12 protein-coding genes are annotated in these 13,614 nt (G+C 73.0%); 6 read left to right on the top strand and 6 right to left on the bottom strand.

Features of this window, described 5'->3' with window-relative positions; translation table 11 throughout:
- Positions 1-98: 98 nt before the first annotated feature.
- Together WMF22_RS06715 and WMF22_RS06710 are read right to left on the bottom strand one after the other, a co-directional pair.
- A complete protein-coding gene (locus WMF22_RS06715) occupies positions 99-1,685 on the bottom strand; it encodes an alkaline phosphatase D family protein (protein ID WP_438035229.1) in 1,587 nt (528 codons plus the stop codon).
- 179 nt (positions 1,686-1,864) lie between these two features.
- Positions 1,865-2,368, bottom strand: coding sequence for a response regulator (locus WMF22_RS06710; RefSeq protein ID WP_438035228.1), 504 nt, complete (start codon positions 2,366-2,368; stop codon positions 1,865-1,867).
- 192 nt (positions 2,369-2,560) lie between these two features.
- Between WMF22_RS06710 and WMF22_RS06705 the strand changes: the two genes are divergently transcribed.
- The 3 genes from WMF22_RS06705 (at position 2,561) to WMF22_RS06695 (ending at position 7,257) form a co-directional block, all read left to right on the top strand.
- Positions 2,561-3,175 (top strand): NAD(P)H-dependent oxidoreductase, encoded by a 615-nt coding sequence (locus tag WMF22_RS06705; RefSeq protein WP_437298269.1) that lies wholly within the window; start codon positions 2,561-2,563, stop codon positions 3,173-3,175.
- Between the two features lie 258 nt (positions 3,176-3,433).
- Positions 3,434-5,476 (top strand): ABC transporter ATP-binding protein, encoded by a 2,043-nt coding sequence (locus WMF22_RS06700; protein WP_438035227.1) that lies wholly within the window; start codon positions 3,434-3,436, stop codon positions 5,474-5,476.
- A 107-nt stretch (positions 5,477-5,583) separates the two neighbouring features.
- Positions 5,584-7,257: a glycerol-3-phosphate dehydrogenase/oxidase gene (locus tag WMF22_RS06695; protein ID WP_438035226.1), complete on the top strand. Its 1,674-nt coding sequence runs from the start codon at positions 5,584-5,586 to the stop codon at positions 7,255-7,257.
- Positions 7,258-7,334: 77 nt separating this feature from the next.
- Here the strand turns inward: WMF22_RS06695 and WMF22_RS06690 are convergent, their stop codons facing one another.
- The 4 genes from WMF22_RS06690 to WMF22_RS06675 form a co-directional block, all read right to left on the bottom strand.
- Positions 7,335-7,715 (bottom strand): response regulator, encoded by a 381-nt coding sequence (locus WMF22_RS06690; RefSeq protein WP_437298266.1) that lies wholly within the window; start codon positions 7,713-7,715, stop codon positions 7,335-7,337.
- Between the two features lie 229 nt (positions 7,716-7,944).
- Positions 7,945-9,567 carry an ATP-binding protein gene (locus WMF22_RS06685; RefSeq protein WP_438035225.1) on the bottom strand — a complete coding sequence of 541 codons (1,623 nt, stop codon included), beginning with the start codon at positions 9,565-9,567 and terminating at the stop codon, positions 7,945-7,947.
- A gap of 144 nt (positions 9,568-9,711) precedes the next feature.
- Positions 9,712-10,389, bottom strand: coding sequence for a hypothetical protein (locus WMF22_RS06680; RefSeq protein ID WP_438035224.1), 678 nt, complete (start codon positions 10,387-10,389; stop codon positions 9,712-9,714).
- The gene (locus WMF22_RS06675; protein ID WP_438035223.1) at positions 10,386-11,570 is read right to left on the bottom strand and encodes a hypothetical protein; all 1,185 of its coding nucleotides are present in this window, start codon (positions 11,568-11,570) and stop codon (positions 10,386-10,388) included. Before WMF22_RS06675 ends, WMF22_RS06680 begins: the two co-directional genes overlap by 4 nt.
- Positions 11,571-11,855: 285 nt before the next feature.
- On the opposite strand from WMF22_RS06675, the gene WMF22_RS06670 reads away from it, so the two are divergent.
- Genes WMF22_RS06670 through WMF22_RS06660 form a run of 3 tightly spaced genes read left to right on the top strand, consistent with a single transcriptional unit; the run spans position 11,856 to position 13,581 of the window.
- Positions 11,856-12,173 carry a putative quinol monooxygenase gene (locus WMF22_RS06670; protein ID WP_012233804.1) on the top strand — a complete coding sequence of 106 codons (318 nt, stop codon included), beginning with the start codon at positions 11,856-11,858 and terminating at the stop codon, positions 12,171-12,173.
- Between the two features lies 1 nt (position 12,174).
- Positions 12,175-13,353, top strand: a complete 1,179-nt coding sequence (locus tag WMF22_RS06665) for an iron-containing alcohol dehydrogenase (protein WP_437298261.1) — start codon at positions 12,175-12,177, stop codon at positions 13,351-13,353.
- 27 nt (positions 13,354-13,380) lie between these two features.
- On the top strand, positions 13,381-13,581 hold the full coding sequence (locus WMF22_RS06660; protein WP_437298260.1) for a hypothetical protein: 201 nt from the start codon (positions 13,381-13,383) through the stop codon (positions 13,579-13,581).
- The last annotated feature ends 33 nt before the right edge of the window (positions 13,582-13,614 follow it).

Genomic DNA, 13,614 nt, shown 5'->3' with positions numbered 1-13,614 from the left:
CCCGCTAAGCATATCGCAGGGACGGATCGTACCACCAGCCGGCGGAGGAGCCTCGTGGTTTCGCGGGCTTCGCGGGCCCGCCGCACGCCGGCTCCAGGTCAGCTCACGCGCGGCGCGGCCTCGGGCGGGTCGTCGATGGCGGGCGCCGCCGCTTCCTCCCGGACCAGGTGGCTCTCGCCGCGGCGCGCGGCGAACGCCGCGGCGAACACCTCGTCGACCTCCGGGCGCTCGGGCGCATCGTACAGGAACCACGCGCCCTGCACGCGCTCCGGCGTCACGTCGAGCACCGCGTACCCGCGGCGCCACAGGTCGGCGTACTTGACGTGCGGGTTCGCGAGGAACAGCGGCTCGGCCGCCCGGGCCTGCTCCTCGGTGAGCCACGGGGAGGTGATCCCCGGCACCGCGATCTCGACCGCCAGCGCGCCCCGGCCCGTCGCGGCGTCGTAGCGCGCCGGATCGAGCGGCGCCGGCGCGAGATCGATCGCCCACGACGCGTGGGTGTCGCCGCTGAGCACGACGACGTCGCGCACGCGCTCCTCGTCGAGGAGCTCGAAGAAGCGCTGGCGCGCCGCCGGATACCCGTCCCACGCGTCCGTGTTCAGGTCCTGCGGGAGCTGGCCCATCAGCACCTGTTGACCGATGACCTTCCACGCCGCCGTCGAGCCCGCGAGCTCCGCGCGCAGCCACGCCTCCTGATCGCGCCCGAGCATCGTCCGCGCCGGCGCCTCGATCGCCGCGCGGTCGCCCGGGTCGGCCTGCCGGTCGCGCCCCCAGGAGCGCGTGTCGAGCAGGAAGAGGTCGACGAGATCGCCGTAGCGCAGCGCGCGCCAGATCCGGCCGGCGCCGCGCAGCTCCTCGCCGCGCTCGCGGATCGGCATCCACTCCGCGTAGACGCGCTGCGCGACCGCCCTGCGCTCCTCCCACGACCCCTCGGCAGGCCACGCGTGGTTCCCCGCGCCGCCCTTCCATGTGTTGTTCGCCAGCTCATGGTCGTCCCAGACCGTGATGAACGGGTGCTGCTGGTGCGCCGCCTGGAGGTCCCTGTCGCGCCGGTACTGAGCATAACGCGCGCGGTAGTCGGCGAGCGTCACGATCTCGTGCGCTGGCTCGTAATGCCGCGCGCTCCCGTACTGGCCGGCGCCGAATTCGTAGATGTAATCGCCGAGGTGGATCACCGCGTCGAGGTCGAGGCGCGCGGCGATGTGCCGGTACCCGTGGAACAGCCCGTGCGCATAGCTCGCGCACGACGCGACGGCGAAGCGCAGCCGCCCGGCGCGGCCGCGCGGCGCCGTCCTCGTGCGCCCGACGGGCGACGATCCGCCGAGGGCGATGAACCGGTAATAATAGGTCTTCCCCGGGTCGAGCCCGCCGGCGTCGACCTTGACCGTGTGATCGCGCTCCTCGTCCGTCAGGAGCGCCCCCGAGCCCACGATCCGCGTGAAGCCGGCGTCGAGCGCGATCTGCCATGTCACCGCCACCGCGCCCGCCTTCCCCGCCGTCACGCGCGTCCAGAGGATGACGGCATCGGGCAGCGGATCCCCGCTCGCCACGCCGTGCTGGAATACCGCCTTCGACAGCTCGCTGGCCGGCGACGGAGCGTCCCCCGACGCCGGCAAAGGCGCGTCGCCGTCCGGCGCGGCGCCCCAGCCGCCCGACAATCCGGGGAGCGCAGCGAGGCTGAACATAGACACGCTGCAAAGGATGCTTCGCCGGGCCATCGACATGTTCTCTCCCCTCGTCGACCGCGTGCGGTGAGCTGCGTATGACGCACGCACCGCCGCCCCGGCAAGCGGAAACAAGCGCTGTAACGCGTCCGTCGCGCCGCGCTCTCGGCGATGTTTGTTTCGGGCGTCCCGGCGCCGACTCAGGTGTTGCGGCCGACCACGTCGAGCAACGCGACGAGATCGACAGGCTTCTTCAGGATGTCGACCGATCCGAGCTCCGTGGCCCGCGGCGCCGCCCCCGCCGTCAGCACGACCACGGGGACGTCGGCGATCGCGGGCGTGCGCAGCTGCTCCGCGCGGAACGCGTATCCGTCCATCCCCGGCATCATCAGATCGAGCACGATGAGCGCCGGCGTCGGCCCCTCGCGGAGCCTGGCCAGCGCGTCCGCGCCGTCCCCGGCCGTCGTCACGTCGTATCCCTCATCGCGCAGGACGGTCACGAGCGCATCGCAGACGCCTGGATCGTCCTCGATGATGAAGATCGTCCTCCGTCGAGAGGGGCCCTGCTCGGCGAGCCTCCGCCCCATCGCGCCCGGAGGGCGCGGCGGCGTGGCCGGCCGATCGCCCCGCTCCGCGCCGCCCCCCCTTCCGGGGGCGCGCGGGACATCGACGCCGCCGCCCCTGCCCATTCCGCTCCGGACCATCAAAGGACCCATAAGGCGCGGGGCCGCGACGCGCAATTTGAATCGCGCCGCGCGCCCTGCGCCATGCGTCATCCACGGCTGCAGGGCCTGCCAGCGGGCCCCGCTCATGCCGTTCTCGACGACGCCGTGACGGGCGCGCGGCGAGCTCATCGGACACGGCATGGAGCGCTCCGGCCATGGGAGCACGGCGGTATGAGGGCTGCATGCGCGCTCGGCATGAACGTGGCCGTGATCTTCTATTCTCGCTATGGCGGCACGGCCGCGCTCGCGGCCGCCGTCGCGCAGGGCGCCAGGCAGGCCGGAGCGACCGTGCGGCTCCGGCGCGTCGCCGATCTGACGGCGATCGAGGACCGGTGGAGCGCGGCGAATGAGCGGCTCCGCGCCGCGCGGGAACACCTCGCCTCCGTCCCGCTGGCGCGGCAAGACGACCTCTTCTGGGCGGACGGCATCGCCATCGGCTCGCCTGCGCGCTATGGCGCGATGTGCGCGGAGATCCGGCGCTTCCTCGACGGGTCGAGGCAGCCCTCGGGAGATCTCGCCGGCAAGGTAGCCTCGGTGTTCTGCTCGCCGTCCGCTGTAGAGGGAGCGCAGCGCGCGACGCTCCAGGCGACGCTCGCCTCCCTCGCCGGCCATGGAGTCCTCGTCCGGGCCCCCGCACGCGCGGAGATGGATCCGACGAGCAGGGCCGCGCAGCGCGGCGGCCCGCCTCAGGCGAGCGCGGATCACGCGCCGGCGGAGCTCGACCTCGCGCCGGCGCGCGCCCTCGGCCGCGGGCTCGCGCGGCTCGAGAGCAGGACTCGCGGGTAGGCGCGGAGAGCCGGCCGCGCCGTCGGCCTGTGCCGTTGGCCGCGCCGGCGTCATTGGCCCTGGAGTCCCGGACAACCGCGCAGCAAATCAGCGAGCGCCGACCTCTTCTCCGGTACTCACGTAGAGCGCGTCCGCGTCGGGCTGTTACACCAGCGGCGATACCTCGCTACCGGTCGTAACCGATGGATCGTCAGGCGGGGCCCGAGATGGGCCGCCCACGACCACCTCAGCCGTAGACAGGAGAGAGCTCAGCGAACCATGAGCGCACCGGCTCACCGCAAGCACTATCATCCTTCGCCTCGGCGCGAAGGCAGGGTCAGGTTTTCGAGGCACTCCCCGCGGACGACCGCGCAGCTGGCGGCCGCGCGCGCCGCGCCCAGCCAGCCGGCCGGCGCCGAGCGGGTCCGCTTCTTCCTCCGGGTGGGCGCCTACTTCAAGGGCGAGTGGGCGCGCCTCGGGGCGCTCGCCGTGCTGGTCTGCGCCTCGATCACGATCAGCCTGCTCCAGGTGTGGCCGGTCGCCGTGATCGTGGATCTCATCTCGACAGGCCCGCGCGCGGGGGACTTCGTCCACCGCCTCCTGCTCGCGCCGCTCCCGGACAGCCTGCTCGGCCGCGTCCTCGGGCTCGCGGCGATCACGCTCGTCCTCCGCGTGGCGCAGGAGTTCGTGGGCATGGGCCGCGCCTTGCTCACGTTCCGCATCGGCTATGGCGGGCTCACGCGCGTGCGGCGCGACGTGTACCGGAAGCTCCAGGCGCTCCACATGGGCTATCACCGGGCGCAGCCGCAGGGGGACGCGCTCTACCGGCTCAACCAGGACGCCTCCGGGTTCCACGGCATCCTCAACGTGGCGGTCGCGGTGATGGGGAGCGCGCTGACGCTCGCCGTGATGATCTGCATCATGGCCTCGCGCAGCCTGGAGCTCACGCTGCTCGCGCTCGCGGTCGTCCCGCCGCTCCTCCTCACGAACGCCAGGTTCGGGCGCGTGCTGCACAAGAAGTGCACCGAGGCGAAGGAGGTCGAGAGCGAGTTCGCGACGTCCGTCCAGCGCTCGATGGCGTCGATCGGCCTCGTCCAGGCGTTCGGCCGCGAGGCGGACGAGGAGGCGCGCTTCCACACGACGCTGCGCAACAGCGTGAAGGCGTGGCTCCGGCTCCACCACGACGAGCTCCGCCACACGCTCGCCATGGGCTCGATCCTCGGGCTCGGCGGCGCGCTGGTGCTCGGCTACGGCGGCTACCTCATCGTCCAGGCCCGGGCGAGCGGGAGCGAGGCCGGCATGACGCTCGGCGCGCTGACGGCGTTCCTCGGGTACCTGGGCATGCTCTACGACCCGCTCTGCAAGCTGACCGGCGCCGGCGCCGCGGTGCAGGGCGGCGTCGCGGGCGCGCAGCGCGTCTTCGAGGTGCTGGACCGCGACCAGGCGGTCGTCGACGGGCACGACGCGGCCCCCCTCCCGCCCCAGCCGCGCGCGCTCTCGCTCGATGGCGTCGGGTTCGAGTACCGCCCGGGCCACCCGGTGCTGCGCGGGCTCGACGCGACGATCCGGCCGGGCGAGATGGTCGCGTTCGTGGGCTCGGTCGGCGCCGGCAAGACGACGCTGCTCGGCCTGCTGCCGCGCTTCCACAACCCGACCTGCGGCGCGCTGCGGCTCGACGGCATCGACACGCGCGCGGTCCGCGTGGCCGACCTGCGCCGGCACATCGCGCTCGTCCTCCAGGACAGCATCCTCCTGCCGGCGACGATCGCGGAGAACATCGCCTACGGCCGCCCCTCCGCGACCGACCAGGAGATCCGGAGGGCGGCCGAGATGGCGGGGGCGGCCGGCTTCATCGAGGCGCTGCCGGACGGCTACCTGACGGCGATCGCCGACGGCGGGCTCAACCTGTCGACCGGCCAGCGGCAGCGCATCGCGATCGCGCGCGCGCTGCTGACGGACGCGCCCATCCTGGTGATCGACGAGCCGACCGACGGGCTCGACGCCGAGCACGAGCGGACCATCGGCGAGGCGCTGCGGGCCCTGAAGGGGAAGCGGACGATCGTCCTGATGAGCCACCGCCTGAGCACGGTCGTCGACTGCGACCAGATCTTCGTGATGGAGCGCGGCCGCATCGTCGAGCACGGCGGGCACGGAGAGCTCCTGCGGCGGGGCGGCGTCTACACCAAGATGGCGCGCTGGCAGCACCTCCACACCGGCCACGCCGCCGCGGCGAAGAGCAGCCCGCGCCGCGTCCAGCCGGCGCCGTCGTCCGACGCGTACCGCGCCGAGGAGGGCAGCTGGGCCGATGGGCTGATGGGCTGAGCGAGACGCTGGCGAGACGTCGGGCGCCGTCCGCCGCCACGAGGCGGCGGGGACGTGATAAAGCAGATGGGGCGCGCGCCGGCCGCGCCTTCGCCGGATCGCCATCGATGCTGCGGGCCACGAACATCGACAGCTTGAGCCGGGACACATTCGACGTCCTCGTCCTCGGCGCCGGGATCAACGGCGCCGTCGCGGCCGCGGCCCTCGCCGCGCGGGGGGCGAAGGTCGCGCTGATCGATCGGGGCGACTTCGCCGGATTCACCAGCCAGGAGTCGTCGAACCTCGCCTGGGGCGGCATCAAGTACATGGAGAGCTTCGAGTTTCCGCTCGTGCGGAAGCTCTGCACGTCGAGGAACCTCCTCCTCAGGAGCTACCCGTCGTCGGTGCAGGAGATCCGGTTCTACGCCGCGCACGAGCGGGGCTTCCGCCACGGGCTCTTCAAGCTCTTCCTCGGCACCTGGCTCTACTGGATCATCGGCAGCTTCTTCACGCGCATCCCCCGCCTGCTCTCCCGCCGCACGATCGCGCGGGAGGAGCCGATCATCAACCTGGACGGCTGCGACGGAGGATTCGAGTACTCCGACGCGTACCTTGTCGACAACGACGCGCGGTTCGTCTGGGGCTTCGTGCGCGCGGCGCTCGATCACGGCGCGCGGGCGGCCAACTACGTCGAGTCGCTCGGCGCGCGGCGCGAGGGGGGCGCGTGGGTCACGCGCGCCCGCGACGTCCTGTCGGGCAGGGAGCTCGCCGTCCGGTCGCGCGTGCTCGTCAACGCCTGCGGGCCGTTCGTGGACGCGCACAACGAGCTGACGGGCCAGCGGACGAGGCACCGCCACATCTTCTCGAAGGGCATCCACCTCATCGTGGATCGGCTCACCGCGAGCCGGCGGGTGCTCACGTTCTTCGCGGACGACGGCCGGCTGTTCTTCGTGATCCCGATGGGCTCGAGGACGTGCATCGGCACGACCGACACCCGCGTCGAGAGCCCGCGCGCGGCGGTGACGCCCGAGGATCGGCGCTTCGTGCTCTCCAACATCAACAAGCGCCTCAACCTGCCCCGCCCGCTGACCGAGGCCGACGTCATCGCCGAGCGCTGCGGGGTGCGCCCCCTGGCCGTCGAGGGCGGCGGGGAGGGCGAGGACTGGCTGCAGCTCTCGCGCAAGCACGCCCTCGAGGTGGACGGGGCGCAGGCCCACGTGAGCATCTTCGGCGGCAAGCTCACCGATTGCATCAACGTGGGCGACGAGGTCTGCGCCGCCGTGCAGCGGCTCGGCGTCGCGCTGCCCCGCCCTGCGCAGCGCTGGTATGGCGAGCCGGGCGAGGCGCTTCGTAAAGAGTTCTTCCACAAGGCGCGCGCCCTCGATCTCGACGCGCTGACGCCGCGGCGCGCCTCGGAGACGCTCAGCACGCGGCTATGGCGCCGCTATGGCGCGCAGGCGCTCGGGCTGCTCGAGGACATCCAGCGCGATCCGAGGATGGCCGATCCGCTGTTCGAAGGGGCGGACGACCTGCGCTGCGAGGTCGCCCACGCCGCGAAGCACGAGATGATCGCGAAGCTCGATGATTTCCTGCGGCGGCGCACGAAGATCTCGCTCTTGCTCCGCCGCGAGGCGCTCGCGAGGTCGCCCGGCCTCCGCGAGGCGTGCGAGCTCCTCTTCGGCGACGAGGCCGACAGGCGGCTTGCGGAGTACTTCCACGAGCACGGCGCCGGCCGCCTCGCGGAGGGGACGGCGCCCGCCGCGGGCGCTGCCGGTCAGGCAGCGCCGCGCCCCGGAGCCTGATCAGGGCGCCCGGGCCGCGTGAGCGCCGCCCTGGCGCGCGATCTCGCTCGATGGGCGCGCGCGCCCCGCCCGGCTCATCACGCCGGCGCGCCGCAGATGCGGTGGACCAGCTCGAGCAGCGGCTCGATCTGGAGCGGCTTCTTCAGCAGGCCCGCGACGCGCAGCCGCGACGCCTCCTGCTCGACCCGCACGTCGGCGGACACGATCACCACCGGGATCGACGCCAGCGCCGGGTCGCGCTGGAGCTCGGCGCGGAGCTGCCACCCATCCATGACCGGCATCATCAGATCGAGCAGGATCAGCGCGGGCGGCGCGTCCCGCCGCAGCAGCGCGAGCGCCTCGGCGCCGTCCGCGGCCTCCTCGACGTCGTACCCCTCGAACACGAGGAGCTGCGTCAGAATGCTCCTGATATCCAGATCGTCCTCGACGACCAGGATGCGGCCCGTTTTCTCGATCATGACCGAACCTCACGACCGGACTGCGCCGCGCGGCGCGCTTCCTCTGCCGCCCCGCCGAGCAGCCCAGCTGCGGCCCTGACCGATCGAGTGTTCATGGGGCCGGTGACGCAACTTGAGCGAACGCCGCGGCCCTGGCAAGCGGTCGGTCCCGCGGAGCGGCGCCGCGGCGCGCCGGAGCACGGACGGCGCGCGGCCCGTCGGAGCCCGTCCGCCAAGGACGGCGGAGCGCCTACTGAGCGGCCTCCTCGGGAAGCTCATCGGAGGCCCCGCCCGAGGCGGCGTCGCGCTGCTCGCCTGCCCCCGCGCGATGGTCATGGACAGGCAAGAGCACGCGGAAACACGCCCCCTTGCCGACCTCGCTCTCGACGCCGATCTCGCCCCGGAAGCTCGTCACGATGCCGTGGCAGATCGCGAGCCCGAGCCCCGTCCCTTCCCCGATGGGCTTCGTCGTGAAGAACGGGTCGAAGATGCGGCTCCGCAGATCCGGCGCGATCCCTGGCCCGGTGTCGCACACCTCGATGCACACGCGGCCGGGCGGCGCGGGGGCGGTGGAGATCCGGATCTCGTTCTCCGACACCTTCCCCGCCGGCAGCGCCTGGGCGGCGTTCACGAGCAGGTTCAGGATCACCTGGCCGAGCTGCGCCTCGTTCGCGTGGACGGCCGGCACCGGGCGGAGCTCCAGGACGAGCCGCGCCTTGCTCTGGATCTGCTGCTGCGCCATCCGCAGCACCAGCTGGATCACCGGGTCGACGTCGACCGGGCCGAGCTCGCCGCCGTCGGCCCGCGAGAACGTCTTCAGGCCGCCCACGATGTGCCGTACCCGCGAGCCGCCCTCCGCGGCCTCGTCGAGCGCCGAGAGGAGCGCGTCGAGGCGCGCGCCGGCCCCCTTCGCGCGGAGCTCCTTGCGCGCGAAATCGACGTTCGCGACCATGTACGCGAGGGGGTTGTTGATCTCGTGCGCCACCCCGGCCGCGAGCGTGCCGAGCGAGGCCATGCGATCGGCGAGCTGGAGCCGCGTCTCCATCTGCCGGCGCTCCGTGACGTCGGACACGGCCCCGAGCATCCGGTACGCCCTGCCGGTCGCGTCGCGCAGCACGATGCCCCGGTCGTGGACGTCGGCGTAGCTGCCGTCCGCGAGCAGGCACCGGTACCAGAGCTCGAACGTGCCCTCGCCCCCCTCCATCGCGCGCCGCAGCCCGTTCATCACGCGATCGCGATCCTCGGGGTGGACCCGCTCGAACCACCACACCGCGTCCTCCTCGATGTCGGCGCCGCCCGTGCCATAGAAGCTCCGCATGCGCTCGCTGCCGGTGACGCGCCCGGACGAGAGATCCCAGTCCCAGAAGGCGTCGCTCGTGGCGCGCACGACGAGCCGCATGCGCTCCTCGCTCGTCCGGAGCGCGTCCTCCGCGGCCTTGATCACCTCCGCGGACGCGTCGCCGAAGGAGCGCGCGGCGCGCTCGAGCAGCGCGCGCTCCGCGGGCGCCCGGTCGGCCACGCGCGCCGACGGCCGCCGCGCCCACCACACCGCCGCGTCGAGCTGGATGGCGATCGACGGATCGAGCGCCGCCGCCACGACCGTCGCGCCCGCCTCGAGCAGCGCCGCTGTCGCGCCCGCGCTCCCGGTGACGGCGACGACGGCCACGCGATCGCCCCCGGGCGCCGCGCGCAGCCGCCGGCAGAGCGCGAGCGTTTCCTCGAGCGGCCCCTCGGCCGCCAGCACGGCCACGTCGAACGGCTGAGTCGCCAGGAGATCCAGCCCGGCCTCGACGTCCCGCGCCGGGACCGCGACATGGCCGCGCGCCGCGGCGAGCGCCTGCGCAGCGCCCGAGGGGCCGCCTGGGAAGATCAAGATCCTGGGTGCCTGTGGTCCCGCCACGCGCGCAACATCCCGCGCGCGGCGCGCAGACGCAATACCGGCGCAGCGGTGATCCACGTTCTCGTACGTCCCCGCACGTCCCCGCGCTTTCCCGCGCGCTCCGCGCCTACCCCCGCCTCACCCGACCCCGGCCCTCCGGTCGTCGAACCATTGCCACGCGTTCGCGAACCCCACGCGCTGGGATGATTTCTTGTAGCAGAGGAAGTAGAGCCTTCCGCCCTGAACACCGCACTCCGTGCGGTCTTTCCAGCAGGTGAGGAGATCCGGGTCCACGGCCGGATTGCTCGAAAACACCGTCCCTTCCTCGAGCTCCTGTGTCCCGGCGGCGTCCGGGCAGGCCGCCGGGCCGGAGGTCACCGGAATGCCCACCGCGCTCGACTCCACGCCCGTGTTGAAGAGCGCCTCCGCCACCCGGCGCACGGCGGCGGCGCGGTCTGGACCGCAGAGAGAGAGGATATCGAGGCTCGCGCGATCGACCTGGACGAGAATGAAGTTGCGCCCCTCGATGACGGTGAGCCCGAGCCCGCCCGCGGCGTACTCGTGGCGGAGCAGGTCGGGCGTATCGTCCGTGGCGGCATGGAACGCGTGGCGCGCCTTCACGGCCTCGCCGTGCGGGTTGAGCTCGTCCCGGAAGATGGAGTCGCACCAGTGGAACGACTCCGCGCGCGCCTGGGCCGGCACGTCGTCGAACCGCTCGACGGGCGTGAAGCCATCCAGCGAGACGCGCGCCACGGCCGCGAGCCACCCCGCGATCTTCGCGTCGACGTCCTGCTTGTGAAATGCGTCCGCGCTCATCCCCAGCCTCCGTTTCTGTAGGTCGCCACGATCTGCTCCACGCGGTACCCGTCGTCCGGCGCCGAGCTGAACCAGATGAGCCCCCAGAAGACGCCCAGGATCGGCTCCACGGAATCGAACACGCCGGCGCCCCCCGCGTAATACCTGGTCACGCCGCCGTGGGAGAACTCGAGGCACGCCTCGTACCGGTTGAGCCCCGGGCTGAGCGTCCCGTCGGGGAGGCGCGTATGGGACGCCGGATAGGTCCTCCCCACCTCCACCGGCCCGTCGACGAGCGCGGCGCGCCACACGCGGCCGCCCTCGACCTTCGTGACGTCGAGCCCCGCCCACGGGTTCTGCTCGACATCGGCCGACAGCGTCCTGCGCCCGCCGCCCACGTTGGGGTCGCCCCAGACCACGATCATGCGCGTCCGCCCCGGGATCCCGAGCTGGCGCAGCATGCCGCGGAGGAGGCGGACGATCGCCTGGCACTCCCCGCTCTCCTCCACGTGATCGGTCATCGGCCAGGCGCCGCCCTCGTCGTTCATGTACGTCGGGTGACGGTACTTCCGGGGCACCCTCGGGCTCGGCAGGAGCGTGTACGTCGGGAACCTGGCCATGACCCCCTCCACGATCTCGTGGGGATTGAGGGTTTCCATCGGCGCGATCCAGGAAACCGCCCTGTCCATCCGCTTCAAGGTCACCCCATCTTCCTGCCAGACATCCTGTCTGTCGGTCTGGGGCCTACCCATCGTGACATAGACGACGTTCGAGGTCCGGGCGGGCGACACCGTAGCTCCCGCCCCTGCAGACCAGCTCAGGGCGAGGTTGAACTTCTGGATCTTCCTCCCGATCTTCCGCGAGGAGAAGAGATCGAGCGGCGCGGCGACGGCCCCGCCACCGCGGCTCTCGAGGGCGATGCCCCCCGGCCCCACGGCGCGGATCTCGGCCGCCGCCGCGCTGTACGCGTCGCGCTGCGCGAGCTGGAGCCGGACGACGATGTGCCGCCCCATCGAGATCGAGAGGGGGACGGCGCCCCCCGATGTCCACTCCGGCCGTGGGCACGGGGCCCCCTCGTTCCTCCAGCCGCTCTCCCCCTTGCAGTCCTTCAGGAGACCGTGATCGGACCTGAACTCGATGGAATGCAGCGCGATGGACCGCGCCGCATCGGGCTGCGGGCTCTCCGGGGTCGGATCCGCCATATCGACCTTCCTCGCTCGCGGCGCTCATGCACTCGACGCTTGCCGAGCCGCACGCCGGGTCACGACGATCGTAGTGCGCGAGCCGGCCGGGCCAAGTCGGGAGTCCACGCAGGGAGCGACGGCGCTCTGCCGGCCGCCCCGCCACCCGCGCGCCCGCCCTGCCCCCCGCCGCCGCGCCCCGCCCGGAGGCAGCGCGCTCGGCCGAGCCCGCGCGCGCTCTCCCGGAAGGCCGGCCGCGGCGCGAGCCGGGTTCCTGCGGCGGCGCGCCCGAGCTAGATTGCGCGCATGTCCAACAGCCTGTTCGTCGTGCATGTGCATGTACGTGTCAGACCCGAGCTCGTCGACGCCTTCCGGAGCGCGACGCTCGAGAACGCACGCGAGAGCGTCAAGGAGCCGGGGATCGCCCGGTTCGACGTCGTCCAGGACACCGAGGATCCCGCGCGGTTCGTGCTCGTCGAGGTCTACAGGACCAAGGAAGCGCCGGCCGCACACAAGGAAACGGCGCATTACCAGCGGTGGCGGGACACCGTCGCGGAGATGATGGCCGAGCCGCGGACCAGCCGGAAATACGTCAATGTCTTCCCTGACGACGCGGGGTATTGACATGACGCCTCCCGGCCATGAGCCCGCCTTCGAGTTCGCCACCGCGACGCGCATCGCCTTCGGCGCGGGCAAAGTCGCCGAGGTCCCCGCGGCCGTGCGCGGCCTCGGCGGGACGCGGGCGCTCGTCGTCACCGGGCAGGATCCCGGCCGCGCCACGCCGCTCCTCGCCGCGCTCGCCGCGGCGGGCGTCGCCGCGGTGCGCTTCGCCGTCGCGGGCGAGCCCACGGTGGACATCGCGCGCGAGGGGACGTCGCGGGCCGCGGCCGAGCGGTGCGACGTCGTCGTGGCGCTCGGCGGCGGCAGCGCGATCGACGCCGGCAAGGCGATCGCCGCGCTCGTCGCGAACGGCGGCGACCCGCTCGATTACCTGGAGGTCATCGGCAAGGGGGGAGCGCTCTCCAGGCCGTCCGTGCCGTTCGTGGCGATCCCCACGACCGCGGGCACCGGCGCGGAGGTGACGCGCAACGCGGTGCTCGCGTCGCGGGAGGCCGGCGTGAAGGCGAGCCTGCGCAGCCCGCACATGCTGCCGCGCCTCGCGGTGGTCGACCCCGACCTGCTCGCCGGCGCCCCGCCCGGGGTGCTCGCGTCGAGCGGGCTCGACGCGCTCTCGCAGCTCATCGAGCCGTTCCTGTCGAGCCGCAGCAACCCGCTCACGGACGGCCTCGCGCGCGAGGGCATCCGCCGCTCGGCGCGCTCGCTGCGCCGCGCGGTCCTGGAGGGCGCCGACGCGCCGGCCCGGGACGACCTCGCGATCGCCAGCCTGCTCGGCGGCCTCTGCCTCGCGAACGCCGGCCTCGGGGCCGTCCACGGCTTCGCGGGGCCCGCGGGCGGCATGTACGACGCGCCGCACGGCGCGGTGTGCGCGGCGCTCTTACCCGCCGTCCTGGAGGTCAACCTGCGGGCGCTGCGCGCGCGCGACCCGGCGCACCGCGCGCTGCCGCGCTTCGACGAGCTGGCCGCGCTCGTCACGGGGCGCGCCGGAGCCAGCGCCGAGGAAGGGATCGCCTGGGTCCGCGAGCTCTGCCGTGACCTCGCGATCCCGGGGCTCCGGCGCTACGGCATGGCTGAGGCGGACCTCCCGGCGCTGGTCGCGAAGGCCAGGGCGGCGAGCAGCATGAAGGCGAACCCGCTGCCGCTCACCGACGAGGAGCTGTTCGACATCGCGGCGGCGTCCTTGTGATCGCGGCGCTGGTGGTATCATCACGGGGTGGCAAGCCCGTACCGCACGAGACCGCCCACTCCGCCGCGGGTCCGGTCGATCGACCAGCGGCGGCGGATCAGCGTGGCGAGCCTCGTGTTCGGCATGCTCTGCGGCGTGACGGGGATCTCGCTCGCCGACGAGGGTCGGGCAGAGTGCGCGCTGCTGTTCACGGGCGTCTGCGGCTTCGTCTTGCTCCTCCAGCGCTAGGGTGCACCCTAGCCTTGACCCCACCCCCGACGA

The organism is Sorangium sp. So ce204, assembly GCF_051526795.1.
Lineage (GTDB): Bacteria > Myxococcota_A > Polyangia > Polyangiales > Polyangiaceae > Sorangium > Sorangium cellulosum_B.
The sequence above is the reverse complement of the archived record's forward strand: the minus strand, read 5'-3'. Positions and strand labels throughout refer to the sequence as shown.